Annotated in this window: 16 protein-coding genes; all 16 read left to right on the plus strand. The window is 63.3% G+C overall.

All coding sequences use genetic code 11. The features are described from left to right. Positions 1-4: 4 nt before the first annotated feature. The 16 genes from OS914_RS04880 (at position 5) to dnaE (ending at position 19,996) form a co-directional block, all read left to right on the plus strand. Complete coding sequence (locus OS914_RS04880; RefSeq protein WP_267544944.1) at positions 5-1,594, plus strand: UDP-N-acetylmuramoyl-tripeptide--D-alanyl-D-alanine ligase; 1,590 nt, start codon at positions 5-7, stop codon at positions 1,592-1,594. After that, complete coding sequence (gene mraY, locus OS914_RS04885; protein ID WP_267544945.1) at positions 1,591-2,703, plus strand: phospho-N-acetylmuramoyl-pentapeptide-transferase; 1,113 nt, start codon at positions 1,591-1,593, stop codon at positions 2,701-2,703. Before OS914_RS04880 ends, mraY begins: the two co-directional genes overlap by 4 nt. Further along, positions 2,703-4,280, plus strand: a complete 1,578-nt coding sequence (gene murD, locus OS914_RS04890; protein WP_267544946.1) for a UDP-N-acetylmuramoyl-L-alanine--D-glutamate ligase — start codon at positions 2,703-2,705, stop codon at positions 4,278-4,280. Before mraY ends, murD begins: the two co-directional genes overlap by 1 nt. Further along, positions 4,280-5,584: a putative lipid II flippase FtsW gene (gene ftsW / locus OS914_RS04895; RefSeq protein WP_267544947.1), complete on the plus strand. Its 1,305-nt coding sequence runs from the start codon at positions 4,280-4,282 to the stop codon at positions 5,582-5,584. The genes murD and ftsW overlap by 1 nt, the downstream gene beginning before the upstream one ends. Further along, positions 5,577-6,743, plus strand: coding sequence for an undecaprenyldiphospho-muramoylpentapeptide beta-N-acetylglucosaminyltransferase (gene murG, locus OS914_RS04900; protein ID WP_420713865.1), 1,167 nt, complete (start codon positions 5,577-5,579; stop codon positions 6,741-6,743). Before ftsW ends, murG begins: the two co-directional genes overlap by 8 nt. Further along, positions 6,740-8,248 carry a UDP-N-acetylmuramate--L-alanine ligase gene (murC, locus tag OS914_RS04905; protein WP_267544948.1) on the plus strand — a complete coding sequence of 503 codons (1,509 nt, stop codon included), beginning with the start codon at positions 6,740-6,742 and terminating at the stop codon, positions 8,246-8,248. Before murG ends, murC begins: the two co-directional genes overlap by 4 nt. A 211-nt stretch (positions 8,249-8,459) precedes the next feature. Then, positions 8,460-9,575, plus strand: coding sequence for a cell division protein FtsQ/DivIB (locus OS914_RS04910; protein ID WP_267544949.1), 1,116 nt, complete (start codon positions 8,460-8,462; stop codon positions 9,573-9,575). 297 nt (positions 9,576-9,872) lie between these two features. Then, on the plus strand, positions 9,873-11,063 hold the full coding sequence (gene ftsZ / locus OS914_RS04915) for a cell division protein FtsZ (RefSeq protein WP_267544950.1): 1,191 nt from the start codon (positions 9,873-9,875) through the stop codon (positions 11,061-11,063). A gap of 21 nt (positions 11,064-11,084) precedes the next feature. Beyond that, positions 11,085-11,891, plus strand: coding sequence for a purine nucleoside phosphorylase YfiH/LACC1 family protein (locus OS914_RS04920; RefSeq protein ID WP_267544951.1), 807 nt, complete (start codon positions 11,085-11,087; stop codon positions 11,889-11,891). Beyond that, the gene (locus tag OS914_RS04925; RefSeq protein WP_420713866.1) at positions 11,878-12,675 is read left to right on the plus strand and encodes a YggS family pyridoxal phosphate-dependent enzyme; all 798 of its coding nucleotides are present in this window, start codon (positions 11,878-11,880) and stop codon (positions 12,673-12,675) included. Before OS914_RS04920 ends, OS914_RS04925 begins: the two co-directional genes overlap by 14 nt. Positions 12,676-12,736: 61 nt before the next feature. Further along, positions 12,737-13,294, plus strand: a complete 558-nt coding sequence (locus OS914_RS04930; protein WP_267544953.1) for a cell division protein SepF — start codon at positions 12,737-12,739, stop codon at positions 13,292-13,294. A 103-nt stretch (positions 13,295-13,397) separates the two neighbouring features. Then, positions 13,398-13,688 carry a YggT family protein gene (locus OS914_RS04935; protein WP_267544954.1) on the plus strand — a complete coding sequence of 97 codons (291 nt, stop codon included), beginning with the start codon at positions 13,398-13,400 and terminating at the stop codon, positions 13,686-13,688. A gap of 183 nt (positions 13,689-13,871) precedes the next feature. Beyond that, positions 13,872-14,657, plus strand: a complete 786-nt coding sequence (locus OS914_RS04940; protein ID WP_267544955.1) for a DivIVA domain-containing protein — start codon at positions 13,872-13,874, stop codon at positions 14,655-14,657. Between the two features lie 225 nt (positions 14,658-14,882). After that, complete coding sequence (lspA, locus tag OS914_RS04945) at positions 14,883-15,470, plus strand: signal peptidase II (RefSeq protein WP_267545076.1); 588 nt, start codon at positions 14,883-14,885, stop codon at positions 15,468-15,470. Then, positions 15,463-16,389: an RluA family pseudouridine synthase gene (locus tag OS914_RS04950; RefSeq protein WP_267544956.1), complete on the plus strand. Its 927-nt coding sequence runs from the start codon at positions 15,463-15,465 to the stop codon at positions 16,387-16,389. The genes lspA and OS914_RS04950 overlap by 8 nt, the downstream gene beginning before the upstream one ends. A 130-nt stretch (positions 16,390-16,519) precedes the next feature. Continuing rightward, positions 16,520-19,996 carry a DNA polymerase III subunit alpha gene (dnaE, locus tag OS914_RS04955; protein WP_420713872.1) on the plus strand — a complete coding sequence of 1,159 codons (3,477 nt, stop codon included), beginning with the start codon at positions 16,520-16,522 and terminating at the stop codon, positions 19,994-19,996. Positions 19,997-20,049 lie beyond the last annotated feature (53 nt).

Here is a 20,049-nt window from a genome sequence, read left to right on the forward strand (position 1 = left end):
CGAGATGATTGAACTGACAGCGGCGCAACTCGCCGCGCTAACCCACGGCCACCTGACATCCACAGCAGAACCCGGGCTCGTCGTCGCCCTGGGCTTTCTCGTGACAGATTCCCGCGATGCATTTCCCGGCTGCGTTTACGTCGCCAAGCCTGGGGAGTCAGCGGATGGCCACGACTTCATTAGTGATGCCGTCGCTGCGGGAGCCATCCTGGTGCTGGCAGAGCGGGAGGTCTCCGATCCGACGGGCAGCGCTTACCCGGCGGTGGTCGTTGCCGATGCCGTTTTGGCTCTCGGTGCCCTGGCCGCGGAAGCCGTGCGGATGATTCGTGCTGCGGGGGAGCTGACTGTCATTGGCATTACCGGTTCAGCAGGGAAGACCACCACCAAGGACCTGCTGGCGGATATTCTCTCCCGGCTCGGTCCCACCGTGGCACCCAAGGGCTCCTACAACGGCGAGGTGGGCGTCCCGTTGACCGTCTTTGGCGCCGATGGTTCCACCCGATATCTGATCATCGAAATGGGGGCCACCGGGATCGGCCACATCGAGTACCTGGCGTCCTTGGTCAAGCCGGACATCGGAGTTGTGCTCGGCGTGGGAACGGCCCATGCCGGTGGATTCGGCTCCATTGAAAACACCGCGCAGGCCAAGGGCGAATTAGTAGAAGCCTTAGCTGCCAACGGAACCGCTGTACTGAACGCCGATGACGCCCGGGTCCGGGCCATGGCCTCGCGCACCGCGGCTCGGATTGTCAATTTCGGGACCGGTGATCGGCAGGCAGAACGGAATCAAGGCCTGGTGCGTGGTGTGGATGTCACGACCAACGACGAGGGGCAGCCCGAGTTCACCCTGCAGTTCGTCGCCGAGGCAGGCGAGGCCGACAGGGCCGACAGAGCGGCCCAGGCAGGCCCGCCCGGCGTCGGCCAGGCCGACGGGACCGACGGGACAGGGACGAAGGACGAAGTAGCCACCGGCACGTCCTGGCCCATCACCAGCGGTCTCTTGGGCCTGCATCAGGTTTCCAATCTGCTGGCAGCAGCCGCAGCCGCTCACGCCGCGGGTGCCCCGCCGGCCGTGATTGCGCAGTCCCTGCGCGGGCAGAAGGCGCTCAGCCGGTGGCGAATGGAACGTACGGTTCGCGGCGATGGAGTGACCGTCATCAATGATGCCTACAACGCAAATCCCGAGTCCATGCGGGCCGCGTTGCGCACCCTTGCGGAACTGGGACGAGGCAGTGACGGGGCCGAACACAGGACGTGGGCCGTCCTTGGGGCGATGCTGGAGCTCGGGCCGGATTCGATCCATGAACACGACGCCATTGGCCGAGTCGCGGTCCGGCTGAATATTTCCCGGCTGGTTGTGGTCGGGCAACAGGCCCGCGCCATGCACGTCGCGGCTGTAATGGAGGGCTCCTGGGGTGAGGAATCCGTCTTTGTCCCGGACGTGGACGCGGCCTATGCCCTGCTGCGCGCAGAGCTCCGTCCGGGCGACGTAGTTCTGTTCAAATCCTCCAACGGCGCCGGACTGAGATTTTTGGGCGATCGGATAGCATTACCAACTGACGGCACCGATGAAGGAAGGACACAGATCCAATGATCGGATTGCTCATGGGCGCCGGGTTGGGCCTGTCCTTTGCCATGATCGGCACGCCGCTGTTCATCAGGTTGCTGGTGAACAAGGGGTATGGCCAGTTCATCCGTGATGACGGTCCTACCTCGCACCACACCAAGCGCGGCACGCCCACAATGGGCGGCGCCGTGGTGGTCGGCGCCGTGGTTTTTGCCTACCTGATCACCCATTTGGTGCTCCGGCTGCTGGACCCACGCTCCCCGGGGCCTAGCGTTTCGGCCTGGCTCATGCTTTTTCTGATGGTCGGCATGGGGCTGGTCGGCTTTTTGGATGACTTCATTAAAATCTCCAAACAGCGCAGCCTGGGCCTGAACGCGAAAGCCAAACTCGTTCTGCAGGCCGCCGTGGGGATAACCTTCGCCGTGCTGGCATTGAACTTCCCCAATGACTACGGACTGACGCCGGCCACCACCAAGGTTTCCTTTGCACGCGACATTCCGGGTCTGGACCTGGCCTTCGCCGGCGCCGGTGTCGGGGTGGTGCTGTTCATTATTTGGTCCAACCTGATTGTCACCGCCGCGACGAACGGGGTGAACCTCACGGATGGCCTTGACGGGCTCGCCGCCGGAGCCTCGGTGATGGTCTTCGGCGCCTACACTCTGATGGGCATTTGGCAGAGCAATCAGGGCTGCGGGTCGCCACGGGCGGTCTCCGATACGATCTGCTACAACGTCCGGGACCCCTTGGACCTGGCGTTGCTGTCCGTCATTATTTTTGGTGCCTTGATCGGGTTTTTGTGGTGGAATACCTCGCCCGCGAAAATTTTCATGGGGGATACGGGCTCGCTGGCTATCGGCGGCGCGATCGCCGGGTTCGCGATTCTTTCCCGAACGGAGATCCTGCTGGCCATCATCGGCGGTCTGTTCGTGCTGATCTCTCTCTCGGTCATTATTCAGGTGGGCTTCTTCAAACTCAGCGGCGGCAAGCGCGTGTTCAAGATGGCCCCGCTGCAGCATCATTTTGAGTTGAAGGGCTGGGCGGAGGTCACCGTGGTGGTCCGGTTCTGGATACTCTGTGGGCTCATGGTGGCTGTGGGCCTAGGGGCCTTTTACGCGGAATGGATCGTTCAGTTGTGATGGACAATCAATCGGGCGCCCCGACGGAGCAGACACAAGCAGCTCATCGGCTCTCCACGCTGACCAGTTGGGATGCGGACTGGACCGGACTGCGGGTAGTGGTCACCGGCATTACCAAAACCGGCTTCTCCGCCGCGGACACGCTGGCTGAACTGGGCGCGCGGGTGGTGGTGGTCGCCGCGTCGGACGACGACGAAGCCCGCCGCAACGCCGATACCTTGCGGATCGTGGGTGTTGTTGACGTGCTCCTGGGTGAAGATTCGTCCACCCAGCTGCCGCTGGTGGACGGGAAACCGGCCGATCTGGTGGTCACGTCGCCTGGCATGCGCCCGGCCCATCCGCTGCTGATGGCTGCGTCCGCCGCCGCCATACCGGTCTGGGGGGATATTGAGCTGGCGTGGCGGGTGCGTACTCGGGCGGGTCGTAAGACCGCCGACTGGATTACGATCACCGGCACCAACGGCAAGACCACAACGACGAGCATGGTGGAGTTGATGCTGCAGGCCGGCGGCCTGCGCGCCATTGCCGCGGGGAATATCGGCACGCCGATCCTGGACGCGGTCAGGGATCCCCAGGGCTACGACGTCCTCGCGGTGGAGCTCTCCAGCTTCCAGCTGCATTGGTCGCACTCCGTCTCGCCGGCGGTGAGTGTTTGCCTGAACCTGGCCGAGGACCATGTGGATTGGCACGGTTCCTTCGCCGCTTATGCGCAGGACAAGGCGAAGATCTACGCCAAGACCCGGATTGCCTGCGTCTACAACGCCGAAGAACCGCAGACAGAGCGGATGGTCGAAGATGCCGACGTCGTTGCCGGTTGCCGAGCCGTCGGGTTCACGACCGGCGTGCCTGCCATCAGCATGGTCGGCGTCGTTGACGGCCTGCTGGTGGACCGGGCCTTCATCGCCGAACGCAAGGATTCCGCCGTCGAACTGGCCAAAGTCTCCGACATCGCGGATCTGGTGCCGAAGCATCTGGCGGCCAACGCGCTGGCAGCCGCGGCTCTGGTCCGGGCCTATGGCCTTGCACCCGAAGCGGTGCGGGACGGACTGCGCAGCTATCACAGCGGTGAGCACCGGATCCAACCAGTGGCCACAATCGACGGCGTGCTCTGGGTCAACGACTCCAAGGCGACAAACGCACACGCCGCAGCCGCGTCGTTGGCGGCCTTCGACCCGGTGGTCTGGATCGCCGGCGGTCTGTCCAAAGGCGTTGATTACGACGAGCTGGTGCGCATGCACAGCGCCCGGCTCAGGGCCGTCATATTGATCGGCACCGACAGCGCTGCCCTGCGCGGCTCATTGCAGCGACACGCACCCGATGTGCCCGTGATAGAGCCCGGTACGCGTCAGACTGAAATGGTACAAAGAGCCGGAGGCGGTCACATCGATGGTGCCGCCGTGATGACGTGGGCGGTGGCCGCGGCCGCTGGCATTGCCCTGGGGGGCGACACCGTGCTGATGGCTCCGGCATCCGCATCGATGGATCAGTTTTCTTCCTACGCTCACCGGGGCGACGCTTTTATCAGCGCCGTCCGCGGGCTCGTGGAAGGGCAGGCGAAGGCCGGCAAGGAGTTCTAATGGTCAGCACGCCCGCGCGTCCTACCCGCCAATCACGGGTCCGACGGTTTTTCCGAGAGTTCTGGCCCCGCGTGGAGGGCAGCAACCGTCCCAGCAATGGGTCCAGCTACTATCTCATTTTGGGTTCAACGATTGCGCTGACCTGCATTGGCTTGATGATGGTCCTGTCCTCCTCCGCAGTGGAATCGATTTCCCAGGGCGTAGATCCTTATCAGCTCTTCCTGCGGCAGAGTATCTTCGGTGTCATCGGTGTGGTGCTGATGATCGTCTTGTCCCGGCTCAGGATTTCAACGCTGAAGCACCTGGCCTGGCCGGCGCTGATCATCGGCATATTCCTGCTGCTGTTGGTTTTTACCCCGTTGGGCTTCGCCGTGGGTGGTAACCGGAACTGGATTTCCATCGGCGGTGTCACGGCCCAGCCGTCGGAAGCCGCCAAGCTGGCCCTCGCGCTGTGGATGGGCGCCGTGCTCGCCCGCAAGCATGCCCTGCTGGGACAGTTCAAGCACGCCTTTATTCCTGTCGTCCCGTTGGGTGGACTGGTGATTGCGCTGGTGCTGCTGGGGCACGACTTGGGCACGTCGGTGATCATAATGGCGATCATGGCCGCCGGCCTGTTTTTCGCCGGTGTCGGGGCCAGGCTTTTTATTCCGGTCGGGGTCGTCGGGGCACTCGCGGCGCTGATCCTGGCACTGAGCAGCGGAAACAGAATGTCTCGCATTTCCGGCTGGCAGGGCAACTGCAACGACGGAAACGATCTTTGCCTGCAGGCGCAAAACGGCATTTACGCGCTGGCTTCCGGCGGCTGGTGGGGCGTCGGGCTGGGCCAGGGGCGGCAGAAGTGGAACTGGATCCCGGAAGCACACAACGATTTTATCTTTGCCATTATCGGTGAGGAGTTTGGCCTGCTGGGCACCTTAGTGATCGTACTGCTCTACGGAATCATTGCGTTGGCAATCTTCCGCGTCATTGTCCGGCACACCGATCCCTTCATTCGGATCGTCTCCGGCTGCATCCTCACCTGGATCATCGGCCAGGCATTCGTGAACATCGCCATGGTCACCGGTCTGCTGCCGGTTATCGGTGTCCCACTGCCGCTGATTTCTTCCGGTGGTACGGCGTTGACGCTGGTGCTCGCTGCCCTTGGCGTCGTGCTCTCCTTTGCCCGCGCCATCCCTGTGGAAGGTCGCGCCACGCGATTAGCTCCCTTGAAACGGATCGCTCCCCGTAGGCCGCCTGCTCTCCGGAGACGAACAGGGCCTGTCAAACAAGCAACAATACGGAAAGAGACATCGCACCATGGCTGACCCTGCCACACCTAAGAGTGCTCCCTCCGCAACGGCGAGGCGGCTGTCGGCGGAGGCACTTGCGGCCGAGGGCTTTTCAGTGGTGCTCGCCGGAGGTGGATCCGCCGGGCATATCAGCCCGCTGCTCGCGATTGCTGCTGCGTTGCGGGCGGCCGATCCCCACGTCCGTCTGCTGGCTGTCGGCACGGCTGATGGAATGGAAACCCGACTTGTCCCCGCCGCCGGAGTGGAGCTCGCCGTCGTCGACCGTGTTCCGCTGCCGCGCAAGCCAACAGCAGATCTTTTCCGGCTCCCCGGCAGGATGCTCCGGGCCGTGCGCCAGGCCGCTGAAATCCTGGACGGTGCCAACGCATCCGTGCTGGTGGGCGTTGGCGGCTATGTGTGCACGCCGATGTACCTGGCGGCCCGGCGTCGCGGAATTCCGATCGTGATTCACGAAGCGAACAGCAAAGCCGGACTGGCCAATAGGCTTGGCGCACGCTTCACAGCCTTTGTGGGGACGGCCTTCGCGCAGACCCGGATACGGCACGGCCAGATCGTCGGGATGCCCATGCGTCGGCAGATTTCGGGACTGGATCGGAGCGCCGCGAGGATGGCGGCGCGGACTGCCTTGGGTCTGGATCCGGTACTGCCCACGCTGATTGTCACCGGCGGCTCGCTCGGTGCCCTGCGGATCAACCAAACGGTTGCGCAATCCCTTCCCGCACTGCACGCCGCCGGTCTGCAGGTTTTGCATATCACCGGACGGGGCAAAAGGATTATGGCCGACGACGGTACGGAACTGATTGCGCAACGGTACCGGCAGGTGGAGTACGTCGATGCCATGGAGGATGTCTACGCTGCCGCGGATCTGCTGCTCTGCCGGGCAGGGGCCGGGACAGTGTCCGAACTTGCGGCCGTCGGTCTACCGGCCGTGGTCATACCGCTACCGGTGGGCAACGGCGAACAGGCACTCAACGCGGCGCCTCTGGTTGCTGCGGGCGGGGCCGTGCTGGTGCAGGACTCCGACTTCACGGTGGACTGGCTGGAGCGTGAACTTCTGCCCCTGCTGAAGGACCCGCAGCGGTTGGAAAGTATGGGCCGGGCGGGGCGGGAATTGGGAATACGGAACGCGGATGTACGAATGGCAAAGATGGTCAGGGAAGCGGCAGGACAATGACGGCAGCCTCAGGAAGCAGTATCGACAGTGTCTTTTCCGGCGGAGCCGTGGCCGCGTTGGGACGCGTACATTTCATCGGTATCGGCGGAGCCGGGATGTCAGCTATCGCACGGATTCTGCTGGCCCGAGGCGTGGACGTGAGCGGATCAGATGCCGTGCAATCCGCCCAGCTCATCGAGCTAGGCGCGTTGGGGGCCCGCATACACGTGGGGCATGATTCTGCCGTGGCCGCAGCGGCCGATACCGTCGTGGTGTCCTCCGCGATCCGTGAGACGGACCCCGAACTGGTGGCAGCCAGGGGCGCGGGACTGCGGGTGCTGCACCGATCGTCGGCCCTTGCTGCGGCGATGACGGGCAACACCGTTGTGGCGGTCGCGGGAACACACGGTAAGACGACGACCACCGCGATGATTGCCGTTCTGCTGCGCGCGGTGGGACGGGATCCTTCCTTTGCCATCGGCGGGACCGTTCCGGCTCTCGGTGTCAATGCAGCCCATGGAAGCTCCGGCGTCTTCGTTGCGGAGGCGGATGAATCCGACGGCTCTTTCCTGAACTACCGGCCGCAGATCGCTGTGGTGACCAATGCCGAGCCGGACCATCTGGACCACTATGGCAATGCCGAAGCGGTCTACCGGGCCTTCGACGAATTTGCGGCATTGCTGCCGGCGGATGGCCTGCTGGTTGCCTGCGCGGACGATGCCGGCGCACTGGAGCTGGCGCGCAAAGCGCGGGCACGCGGAACCCGCGTGGTGCTGTACGGGCACGGCGACGCGGCGGATCTGCGGCTCGCCGATGACATGACCAGCAGCGGTGTCGGCACCGTGACTACGTTGACGATGCCTGCCTGGACGGGATCCGAAGGTCTTCGGACCGAGGGCCCGCGGGAGGTGTCCTTGGCTCTGCAGGTCCCCGGGCTGCATAATGCCCGCAATGCCGTGGCAGCCCTGGCCGTGGCCCTTGAACTCGGCGTTGCGCCGGAAGCAGCAGTCGCGGCACTGGGCACGTTCTCGGGTGCGTCCCGCCGGTTTGAAGCCAAGGGAGAGGCCGCCGGCGTTCGTGTTTTCGACGATTACGCACATCACCCCACGGAGGTGTCGGCGGCCTTGGCGGCAGCGCGGGCCGTCGCGGGGGAGCACCGCGTCCACGTAATGTTCCAACCGCATCTGTTCTCCCGGACCCGGGAATTTGCCGCCGGGTTCAGGCACGCACTCTCTCAGGCAGACACCGTCGCGGTGCTGGACATTTATCCGGCCCGCGAGGATCCCATTTCCGGGGTCAGCAGCGAACTGATCACCGCGGGCCTGGACCGACCCGGCGGGCATATCGTGGACCCGTCAGCGGCCGTACAGCTGCTGGCGGAAGCTGCCGCCCCTGGAGACATAATCCTCACTGTGGGCGCCGGGGACGTCACGCAATACGGCCCGGTAATAGTGCGGGCCCTAGTGGAAAAGGGTGCGCTGCGCGACGGACGACAGGATGAGCCGGGCGGGCGACATGGCGCCTAGACGGAAACCTCCGGTCATCCGGACCGACCCCAATAAGCCGGGAACCGGTTTTCGCGACCGTAAACGGGAACGCAGCGACGGCACGGCCACAAGCAGCGCGGTCCATTCAGCAAAGGTCACCTCAGCAAGGATTGATCCCGCCGGCGGTGGTTTCGCAAATGTTGATGCCGGGCGCAGTAACCCAGGCGAGAGGCAAGGCGGCGACGAACAGATGGGCGGCGCTGCGCCTGGCATAAATGTCCCCGGCGCCAAGGTTCCCGGCACTGAGGCCCCCGGCGCCAAGGTTCCCGGCACGGAGGCCCCCGGCGCCAAGGTTCCCGGCACGGAGGCTCCCGGCACGGAGGCCCCCGGTACGGAGGTTCCTGTGACGAAGGTCTCTGTGACGTCGGCGAAGGTCTCCGTCCTCCGGCTGTCTACGGCATCGGAACCGGCAGCCTTGATCCGGCCGGGGCGTCGGGTGCAGCCGTCGGGCCCGCCACGTGCCGGCACAGACGCTGAAAATCCGGGAGCTGAGACGCCAGGCCGCTCAGATCCAGACACAGCTGATCCGTCTGCCGCGACGACGGGTGGTGACGGCTCGTCGGCGAAGGTCTTAGTCTTTCCGGGCGTCCAGCGGAGGCGGCACAAACGCAATCTATGGATCACCGTCGCCGCCGTGGCCGCACTGATCGCGGTTGTCATGGCTGCCGTCATGTTCTCGCCGTTGCTGGCGTTGAAGACCATCACCGTGGACGGCAACAAACTGGCAACGACCCAGGCCATCCAGGCAGCACTGGCGCCGTTGTTGGACAAGCCGCTGCCGCAAATCGATCAGGCGCAGGTGCAAAAGCTGCTGACGCCGTTGCAGCAGATCCGATCGGTCTCCGTACAGGCGAGGCCGCCGTCGTCGTTGTTGGTGCAGATAGTGGAGCGCGAGCCGGTGGCCCTGCTCAAAACCGACCAGCAATACATTATGGTCGATCCCGACGGAGTGCAGCTCGGTGTTACATCCGATCCGGCCGCTGTTGCACTACCACTGATCGACGGCGGCACGGCCGCGATCGGTAAGGAAACGTTTAAAGCCATGACTGCCGTGCTGGCTGCTTTGCCGCAGAGTGTGCTCGGTAAACTGCAGCATGCTTCAGCGGCGTCCCCGGATGCCGTTGAGCTCACCCTCAATGACGGTAAAACCATCGTCTGGGGCAACGCCAGTGAAAAGGAGTTGAAGGCCAAGGTGTTGGAGGCACTGCTCAACGCACCAGCGCCGAGCCCCTCGGCCGGTAAGCCGCTGCCGGCGCCTGTGCAGGTCTACGATGTCAGCACGCCCCGGCATCCGGTGACCCGGTAAGCAGTCATCTCAGCCGCAGCGGAATCAGATAATTTGCACCGATTTATCCGACACGCCCCGGCGGTAATTGCATGCTGGAGCTATGCCCCATAGCGTCACAACAAGAGTTACTTGACATAACTATAACCTTCAAGTTGAGGGTTAGGCTCCAGAGCTTCAATCAGTAGTAGAGAGTTTAGGGCTCACGTACAGCGTTTAAGTACAGAGTCTGAGTACAAAGTTTTCGTTACCGGCTTTGCCTTCCGCCCCGCGGGGTACAAAGATTTTCAGACAGCACACGAACAAGGGACACGTAACGTGGCAGCACCCCAGAATTACCTGGCCGTCATCAAGGTCGTCGGCATCGGCGGCGGTGGCGTCAACGCAATCAACCGGATGATCGATGTCGGTCTTCGCGGTGTGGAGTTTATCGCCGTCAACACCGACGCGCAGGCTCTGTTGATGTCCGATGCCGACGTCAAACTCGACATAGGCCGTGAACTCACCCGCGGGCTCGGCGCAGGTGCAAATCCAGAGGTGGGGCGCCAGGCTGCCGAGGATCATGCCGACGAGCTCGAAGAAGTGATGCGCGGAGCCGACATGGTCTTCGTTACTGCAGGCGAAGGTGGCGGCACCGGTACCGGCGGCGCACCCGTCGTTGCCCGCATCGCCCGCTCACTCGGCGCGTTGACCATCGGCGTCGTCACCCGTCCCTTCACGTTCGAGGGACGCCGCCGGGCCACCAGCGCCGAAAACGGCATTGACTCCTTGCGCGACGAGGTCGACACGCTCATCGTCATTCCGAACGACCGACTGCTCTCCATCAGCGACCGGAACGTTTCGGTCCTTGATGCCTTCCGTTCCGCGGACCAGGTTCTGCTGTCCGGTGTCCAGGGCATCACCGACTTGATCACGACACCGGGCTTGATCAACCTCGACTTCGCGGATGTAAAGTCCGTGATGCAGGGTGCGGGGTCGGCTCTGATGGGTATTGGCTCGGCCCGCGGTGAGGACCGTGCCGTCAAGGCCGCGGAGCTCGCGATCGCCTCGCCATTGCTGGAAGCTTCGATCGACGGCGCCCACGGCGTGCTGCTGTCCATCCAGGGCGGTTCCGATCTCGGGCTGTTCGAGATCAACGAGGCCGCCCGCCTGGTCCAGGAAGTGGCGCACCCCGAGGCAAACATCATTTTTGGTGCCGTCATTGACGATGCCCTGGGAGATGAGGCCCGCGTGACGGTCATCGCCGCAGGGTTTGACAACGTGGATGTTACCTCCGCCAAGGCGGAGCCGGCGCTGCCGGCACAGGTGGCCGCTCCCGCGGTTCCGACTGCCGCTCCGGTTGGCGTGCCCGTGTCGGTTCCCTCCGCCGGGACTCACCACTGGGGCCAGCAGCCCAGCCATCACGTCCCCGCGGACGCCGGCTTTGACGTAGATCTGCCAGCCGTCGTCGAGCCGGATCTTTCCGGTCGTCGGATGGATGACCTGGATGTGCCGGACTTCCTGAAGTAGCGGACAGGAGGCCAGGTCGCCGTGTTTTGGTGGAACCGTGAAGTCAGCCCGGGGATCCGGGTGGGGTTCACGGACACGGGAGCCGGTAACCTGGCCTTTCACGTAGGTGGAGGCGATCCGCTCCATAAGGAGGCTGTCAGCCGGAACCGCGCGAGGCTGCAGCGGGAACTAGGGTGCGGAGCCGGACCTGTGCGGTTTATGAACCAGGTGCATGGTTCCACCGTATTCCAGGTGCGCGGCGTGGACGCGAGCGGCAGTCAACTCGGCTACGCCGGCGCGAGCGGCAGTCATCACAGGGTCGACGGGTTAAGCCCCGCGCAGGGTGCCGGTCAGGCAGCAGTGCCGACGGCGGACGCCATGGTTTCCGTCGACGCCGCCCTGGCTGTGCTGGTGGCCGATTGTGTTCCTGTGGTGCTGTTGGGCGAACGTGCCTGTGGTGGTCCCGTGCTCGCCGTTGCCCACGCGGGCAGGGCTGGCGTTGCGGCGAAGGTGGTCCTGAAGACCGTGGCTGCCATGCGTGATCGCGGCGCTGTGCGGATCCGTGCCTGGCTGGGCCCTTCGGTCTGCGGAAATTGTTATGAGGTTCCAGCCCAGCTTCGGGACGAGGTGGCAGCGGTTGAGCCGTCAGCTTTTGCCGCCACGAGCCGGCGGACGCCGGCCCTGGATCTCCCCGCCGGCGTCATGGCCCAGCTCGCCGCCGAGGGCGTACTGGCCGAACGGGTGCCCGGCTGCACTATGGAGGAACCGGATCTGTTTTCACACCGCAGGGATACCGCACGGAAGCGTCCGCAGGGCCGATTCGCAGGAGTAATCTATGTCAGTGGATGAGCAACCACGTCAAGAGCAGCCGGTCGATCAACGCAGGAGCTCAGAGCTGGGAAGGAATCTGGAGCAGGTGCGGTTTCGGATCGCCAGCGCTGCCGATAAGCGCCCGGCTGGGATGGCCGATCCGGAGCTGATCGTGGTGACGAAGTTCCACAGCGCCGCGGATGTTCTCTTGCTCGCGGGACTTGGCGTTCGGGACGTAGGGGAGAACAAGGATCAGGAAGCGGCGGCTAAGTCGGCCGAGGTTTCGCAGCGAAACACGGGAGCCATCATGCGCTGGCATTTTATTGGCCAGCTGCAGTCCAATAAGGCGAAATCGGTGGCTGCCTATGCGTACTCCGTCCACTCCGTAGACCGACCGGGGCTAGTAAAGGCACTGAGCACGGCTGTCACCGCGGAACAGCAGCGCACCGGCCGGGCTGATTTGCTGTGTTTCGTACAGGTGAACCTGGATCCGGCATTGGCAGCAGTGCCAGGAACGGCAGTGCCCGGAACGGCGTCCCGGGGTGGGGTGCCGGCAGAGGGCGTGCTGGCTCTGGCAGAACTCATTGAACTGGCTCCCGGCCTTCGGCTGGCAGGTGTGATGGCTGTGGCACCGCACGACGGTGACGCCGGCGAAGCCTTTGCACGACTGGCCAAGGTATCTGCCGTCGTCGTCCAGCGCTTTCCGCAGGCAACGGCCATTTCAGCCGGCATGAGCCAGGATCTGGAACGTGCCATCGCCGCAGGAGCGACACACCTGCGTGTCGGATCCGATATCCTCGGCCCGCGGCAGGCCTTGAGGTAGCGTCGAAGCCGTTGGGAACAAACCCTATGACCTGCAGCTAATTTATCTATGAGGAGCTACCATGGCTGGCGCTCTGCGCAAGACAATGATCTATCTTGGGCTCGCCGATGGTGAGGAGCACTACGAGGCTGAGCTCCCTCAGTCTGGACACAAGAATGAGGACTATTCAGTGGACTACGACAGGGATGTACAAAATCGGGATGGCGCCAGCCGGGAAGTACACGGCCGCGTTGATACCGCGCCCGAGCCCGCTGCTGCAAAGGCAACCGTCGACGAATACCGTGCTCCGGTGACGCCGATCAAGCGAGCAGCCTCGAGTCGCGAAAGTACGTCCGGCCTGCGCCAGATCACAACGGTGCACCCTCGTTCCTACAACGACGCCAAGGTGATCGGGGAAAGCTTTCGCGAGGGCATCCCCGTCATCATGAACGTCACGGATATGGGTGAAGCCGATGCCAAGCGCTTGGTCGACTTTTCCGCAGGCCTCGTCTTTGGCCTGCATGGCAGCATTGAGCGCGTGACCAACAAGGTCTTCCTGCTTTCGCCCTCGTACATTGAGGTTCTCGGAGACGACAAGAAGGCCTCGGACACACAAGCCAGTTTCTTTAACCAGAGCTAAGCGAGACAAGGTCCGGCCGCGTGGCCGGGCCTTTTCACGTCCGGGGAAGGTATTGTTGATTTCTCCACCTGCCGACTTCGGATAAGGATCGTGTCTGACCGCCGTGTCAATTGTTTTCGCGTTGCTTTACCTGCTGCTGTTCCTGTTCTTTCTGGCGCTCATGGTGCGCCTTGTTTTCGATTGGGTACAGGTGTTCGCCCGCGGCTGGCGTCCGAAGTCCATGGCGCTTGTGGCCGCGTCGGGAGTGTATTCGGTGACGGATCCACCGCTGAAACTGCTCCGGCGCTGGATCCCGCCGCTGCAACTCGGCGGCATGTCACTTGACCTCGGATTCATGCTCCTGCTGATCCTCGTCGGCATAGCCATGTCGCTCACTCAGGGCTTCGCCATGTAGCACGGGAGTAACCAAATTGTCTTTTCCAGCGAGGTACTGCTCGTGACGTTAGTCAGTGCACGAGAAAAGCTATACTGTAAATTCGATAGACCCTGAACTATGGATCGTGAGGTCCATATTAGGTACCGCAGTTGAGAGCGCTCCCGGGCGGTCTGGACTAACTTAGATCAACGAGGTGACTAGATGGCGCTCACGCCAGAAGATGTTGTCAACAAGCGGTTTCAGCCAACTAAATTCCGTGAAGGCTATGACCAGGACGAAGTCGACGACTTTCTTGACGAGATCGTTGTTGAACTCCGCCGATTGACCCAGGAAAACGAGGAGCTCCGCAAGAAACTCGCCGCGCAGCCTGCGGGTTCCGCATCCGCCGCCTCTGTGCCGGCACCGATTGTGGAAAAGATTCCGGCCGGAGACAGCAAGAGCGATGACGTCAAGGCCGAGACGAAGGCCGCTAAGTCCGTCGGCAAGGGCAGTGACATCAAGGGCACTGACATCAAAGGCAGCGCCTCGCCCAAGAGTGACGCCGCATCCACAAGCCCGGTTCCGCCAGTGGATACCAAGGCTGCTTCTGCCGAAGCGACCCCAGCACCCGCTGCTGCCGCACCTGCCGCCACCGCGCCGACCGCCAACGCCGCCGGCATCGATTCCGCTGCCGGGGTGCTGGCAATGGCCCAGCGTCTGCACGACGAATACGTCAACGCCGGCGTTGAGCAGCGCGATAAGATCATAGCCGAGGCTCAGGTGGAAGCCAGCTCGCTGGTCAACGACGCGCAGGAGAAAAGCCGGAAAACTCTTGGGGCGCTGGAACAGCAGCGCTCCGTGCTGGAGCGCAAGGTCGAGCAGCTTCGCGGCTTCGAACGCGATTACCGAGCCCGACTGAAGGCCTACATCGAAGGCCAGCTGCGCGATCTGGACGCCCGCGGCTCGGTCGCATCAGCGGACGTCTCGGACAGCAACGCCGATTCCTGAACTGCATAACGCAAAACCGGCGGCCGGGGATATCCCCGGTTGCCGGTTTTCGGCCTTAACACGCCGGCTTCCGGCATTGAGATGGTCCCCTTCCAGCGACACGATGAAAGCATTATGAACGACGATCCAGCCCGCGGCGCTGCCGCATCCCAACCATCCCCGCGCCAGCAGGCTCCCGCAGCAGCCCCGCTCCCGTCGGCTCCCGCCCCGTCGGCACCGGCTCCGGTGGCCGCGGAGCCAAGTGCGGATGCGAGTGCCGCGGCGGGTCGTCTCGGACGCCGCCGTGGCCCCCTGACGCTGACGCTGGCCGGATTTGCGGTGCTGGCGTATGTGTTGGATCAGCTGACCAAATGGTGGGTCTCCAGCACCATGACGGATGGGCAGATCACCCAAGTGTTCCCTCCGGTGCTGAGCTGGCATTACATCCGTAATTCCGGAGCTGCGTTCTCCATCGGGGAAAACGTCACTTGGCTGTTCACCATCGTGATGGCGGCGGTGGCCATCGGCATCGTGGTGCAGGCCCGCAAGCTGGGCTCCGTCTGGTGGTCCGTGGCCATGGGCATGCTGCTCGGCGGCGCGCTGGGGAATCTCACCGACCGTCTGTTCCGTGAGCCCTCCTTTGGCATGGGACACGTGGTCGATTTCATCGCGCTGCCCAATTTTGCCATCTTCAACGTCGCTGATTCCGCTGTTGTTGGTTCGGTGATCCTGATCTGCATTCTGACGCTCAAGGGGATCCCCTTCGGTGGCAAGGTTCCACCGGCTGACGCCGCAACGGTGGATTCCGCGGCTGCCGAGCGCCCCGATGTCTGAGCAGGTGCACGTCCCGGTGGATCTGGCCGGGGAACGAGTCGACTCCGCACTGGCCCACCTGCTGGGGATGTCCCGGTCGTCAGCGGCGCTGCTTTGTTCCGAGGGTAACGTCCGGCTCGACGGAGCCGCCTTGGCCAAGGCGGACAAACTCCGTGCGGGTTCGCTGCTGGAGGTGACTATCCCTGTACGCAGGGACCCGCTGGCCGTCGTCGTCGAGCCCGTGGAGGACCTGAAGATCCTGCTCGACGACGAATCCTTCGTTGTCATCGATAAGCCCGTCGGCGTTGCTGCGCACCCTTCGCCGGGCTGGGTGGGGCCGACGGTCGTCGGGGCGCTGGCTGCAGCAGGCTACCGTATCTCCACCTCGGGTGCGCAGGAGCGGGCCGGCATTGTGCACCGGCTCGACGTCGGCACGTCCGGGGCGATGGTGGTGGCCAAGACCGAGGCTGCCTACACGGTGCTTAAACGGGCGTTCAAGGAGCGGACGGTGGAGAAGGTCTATCACGCCGTCGTGCAGGGCCTGCCCGACCCGCTTCGGGGGACCATCGACGCACCCATCGGTCGGCACCCAGGCCATGACTGGCGTTTCGCGGTGATCGACGACGGCCGTCCCTCGATCACGCACTATGAAGTGCTGGAGGCCTTTGGCCGGGCTGCCTTGGTGGAGGTTCATCTGGAAACCGGGCGGACGCACCAAATCAGGGTGCATTTTTCCGCTTTGCGCCATCCGTGTGCCGGGGATCTGACGTATGGAGCGGACCCGAAATTTGCAGCCGAGCTGGGGCTGACGCGGCAATGGCTGCACGCCCGCCAGCTGGGCTTCAGCCATCCCCGGACCGGTGATTGGGTTGAGGTTGTCAGCGAGTACCCCGAGGATCTTTCCTATGCGCTGAATGCGCTGCAGTCTGGCCTGCACTAGGCCGTTCTTTTCCTCCCTGACGCGTTACGGCACGCCCCATGGTCGGGGAATCACGGCCAGCACGGCCTAGAATGTACGGGTGGCTAGCTCCGATTCCTTTGTTCATCTGCACAATCACACCGAGTATTCGATGCTGGACGGTGCCGCCCGGCTGACCGACCTGTTCAGTCATGCAGGCGAACTCGGCATGACTTCCCTGGCCACCACAGACCATGGCTTCGTCTTCGGTGCCTTCGACTTCTGGGCCAAGGCGAAGGCCGCTGGCATCAAACCCATCATCGGCGTCGAGGCCTATCTGACACCCGGCACGGCGCGTCAGGACCGCACTCGCGTCCAGTGGGGTGGGGGCGGGCGCGACGACGTCTCCGGAGCCGGTGCCTACACGCACCTAACGATGTGGTCCGAAAGCACCGAGGGCATGCACAACCTCTTCAGGATGTCTTCGAAGGCCTCGCTGGAAGGGTACCTGTATAAGCCCAGGATGGACCGGGACCTGCTCCAGACCTACGGCAAGGGGCTCATTGCCAGCACCGGCTGCCCATCGGGGGAGGTTCAGACCAAGCTCCGGCTGGGAATGTACAAGGAAGCCGTTCAGGCCGCCTCGGACTTCCGGGACATCTTCGGCAAGGACAATTATTTTTGTGAATTGATGGACCATGGTCTGGACATCGAACGCAATGTCTCCTCGGATCTGCACAAGCTGGCCAAGGAACTGGGTCTTCCCCTGCTGGCCACCAACGATTTGCACTACACGCATCCAGAAGACGCAGCCTCGCATGCGGCCCTGCTATGTGTGCAGTCCGGGTCCACCATGGCCGACCCGAAACGCTTCAAATTTGATGCCGATGAGTTCTATCTGAAATCACCGCAGGAAATGCGGCTGCTCTTCCGGGACTATCCCGAGGCCTGCGATAACACCCTGCTGATCGCCGAGCGTTGCAGCGTGGACTTCAATACCAGTGCCAGCTACATGCCGGTGTTCCCCGTGCCGGAGGGCGAGGATGAGCATTCCTGGTTCATCAAAGAGGTGGAAGCGGGACTGCACTATCGGTACCCGGCCGGAATTCCGGACGAGGTGCGCAAGCAGGCCGAGTTCGAGGTCGGCGTCATCACCCAGATGGGCTTTCCGGGATACTTTCTGGTCGTGGCGGACTTTATCAACTGGGCCAAGAACAACGGCATCAGGGTAGGACCGGGACGTGGCTCCGGCGCCGGTTCCATGGTGGCCTACGCCATGCGCATCACGGACCTGGATCCGCTGCGGCACGGACTGATCTTTGAGCGCTTCCTCAACCCGGAGCGTGTTTCCATGCCCGACTTCGACGTGGATTTCGATGATCGGCGCCGCTCCGAGGTTATCCGCTACGTCACGGAGAAGTATGGCGACGAGCGGGTGGCCATGATTGTCACCTACGGCACCATCAAGGCCAAGCAGGCGCTGAAGGACTCCTCCCGGGTGCAGGGCTATCCGTTCTCCACCGGTGAGCGCCTGACGAAGGCGATGCCGCCAGACGTCATGGGCAAGGGCATGCTGCTGACCGAGGTGCATAACAAAGAGGCAAAGCGGTACTCCGAGGCCGAGGAGCTCCGGGAGATTCTGCGCACGGATCCGGACTCACAGCGGGTCTTTGATATGGCTTTGGGGCTGGAGGGCCTCAAACGCCAGTGGGGTGTGCACGCCGCGGGTGTCATTATGTCCTCGGACCCGCTGATCGACATTGTCCCGATCATGCGCCGGGAGCAGGACGGCCAGGTCATCACCCAGTTTGATTACCCCACCTGTGAGGGCCTGGGCCTGATCAAGATGGACTTTCTGGGGCTGCGTAACCTGACCATCATTACCGACGCGGTGGAGAACATTAAGGCCAATGCCGGCGTCGACCTGGTGCTCGAGGATCTGGAACTTGATGACAAGGAGTCCTACGAGCTGCTGGCCCGCGGTGACACCCTCGGCGTTTTCCAGCTCGACGGCGGCCCGATGCGCGCGCTGCTCAAGCAGATGCGCCCGGATAACTTCGAGGACATCTCCGCCGTCATCGCGCTCTACCGCCCGGGGCCGATGGGCGCCAACTCGCACACGAATTACGCCCTGCGCAAGACCGGTCTGCAGAACATTGACCCGATTCACAAGGAACTAGAGGAGCCGCTGGCCGAGATTCTTGGCGGCACCTACGGCCTGATCGTGTATCAGGAGCAGGTAATGGCGATTGCGCAAAAGGTGGCCGGGTTCACCCTGGGCCAGGCCGATATTCTGCGCCGCGCCATGGGTAAGAAGAAGAAGTCCGAGCTGGACAAGCAGTACGCCGGCTTTGAACAGGGGATGAAGGACAACGGCTACTCAGCCGCGGCCGTCAAAACACTCTGGGACATCCTGCTGCCGTTCTCCGACTACGCCTTCAATAAGGCCCACTCGGCCGCGTACGGGATGATCTCCTACTGGACGGCCTTCCTGAAAGCGCATTATCCGGCCGAATATATGGCGGCGCTGCTGACCAGCGTGGGCGATGACAAGGACAAACTCGCGCTGTACCTGAACGAGTGCCGGCGGATGGGCATCACGGTGCTGCCGCCGGATGTCAATGAATCCAGTGTGAACTTCACTCCGGTCGGGCACGACATCCGATTCGGTATGGCAGCGATCCGTAATGTCGGCGTCAACGTCGTTGAAGCCATGGTTACCGCCCGGGGAGAAGCGGGCGATTTCACGTCCTTTAAGGACTACCTGCTGAAGGTTCCCGCCGTCGTCTGCAATAAGCGGACCATCGAATCCCTGATCAAGGCCGGTGCCTTCGATTCCCTCGGCCATCCGCGCCGTGCGCTGGCGATGGTGCACGAGGAGGCCATCGATTCGGTGATCGTCCTCAAGCGCAATGAGGCCGTCGGTCAGTTCGACCTTTTCGCCGGTTTCGCCGAGGAGGAGCCCGAGGCGAGCCTTGCCCTGGATATTCCGGAGCTGCCCGAATGGGAGAAGAAGGACAAACTTGCCTTCGAACGGGACATGCTGGGTCTATACGTATCGGACCATCCCCTGCAGGGGCTGGCGGGTGTGCTCAGCCAGCACGCCGACCAGACGATTACGGCCCTGATCGGCGAGGACGGTCCGGCCGACGGCGCCATCGTCACCATCGCCGGGATGATCACCTCCTTGTCCCGGCGCATCGCCAAGGCCAGCGGCAATGCCTATGCCCGGGCAGAGGTGGAGGATCTGGGCGCCTCGATCGAGGTGATGTTCTTTGGCCAGGTGTACGGGCCGATCGCCACCGTTCTGGCGGAAGACCTGATCGTGGTGGTCAAGGGCAGGCTGCAGAAACGCGACGACGGCGCGATCGCCTTGAACGCGATGGAGCTGACGGTTCCCGACCTCAGCGACGGCCATTCCGGACCGGTCGTTATCTCGCTGCCGAGCTTCAAGGCCACCGAACACGTGGTCACTGCCCTGGGCGACGTTCTGCAGACGCACCCGGGAACCACGGAAGTGCAGGTGCGGCTGGCCGGATCCCGCACCGTGGAGGTAATGAAACTCGGACTCCACCTGCGCGTGAACCCGAGTCCGGCGCTCTTCGGGGACCTCAAGGTCCTGTTGGGCCCGGCATGCCTGGAGGTGTGAGCGGCGCCGGCGCCGATGCCAGGGACTTCGATGGCGGACCCTGCAGTGTCACG

Origin of the sequence: Arthrobacter endolithicus (assembly GCF_026627425.1) — a bacterium.
GTDB lineage: Bacteria > Actinomycetota > Actinomycetes > Actinomycetales > Micrococcaceae > Arthrobacter_M.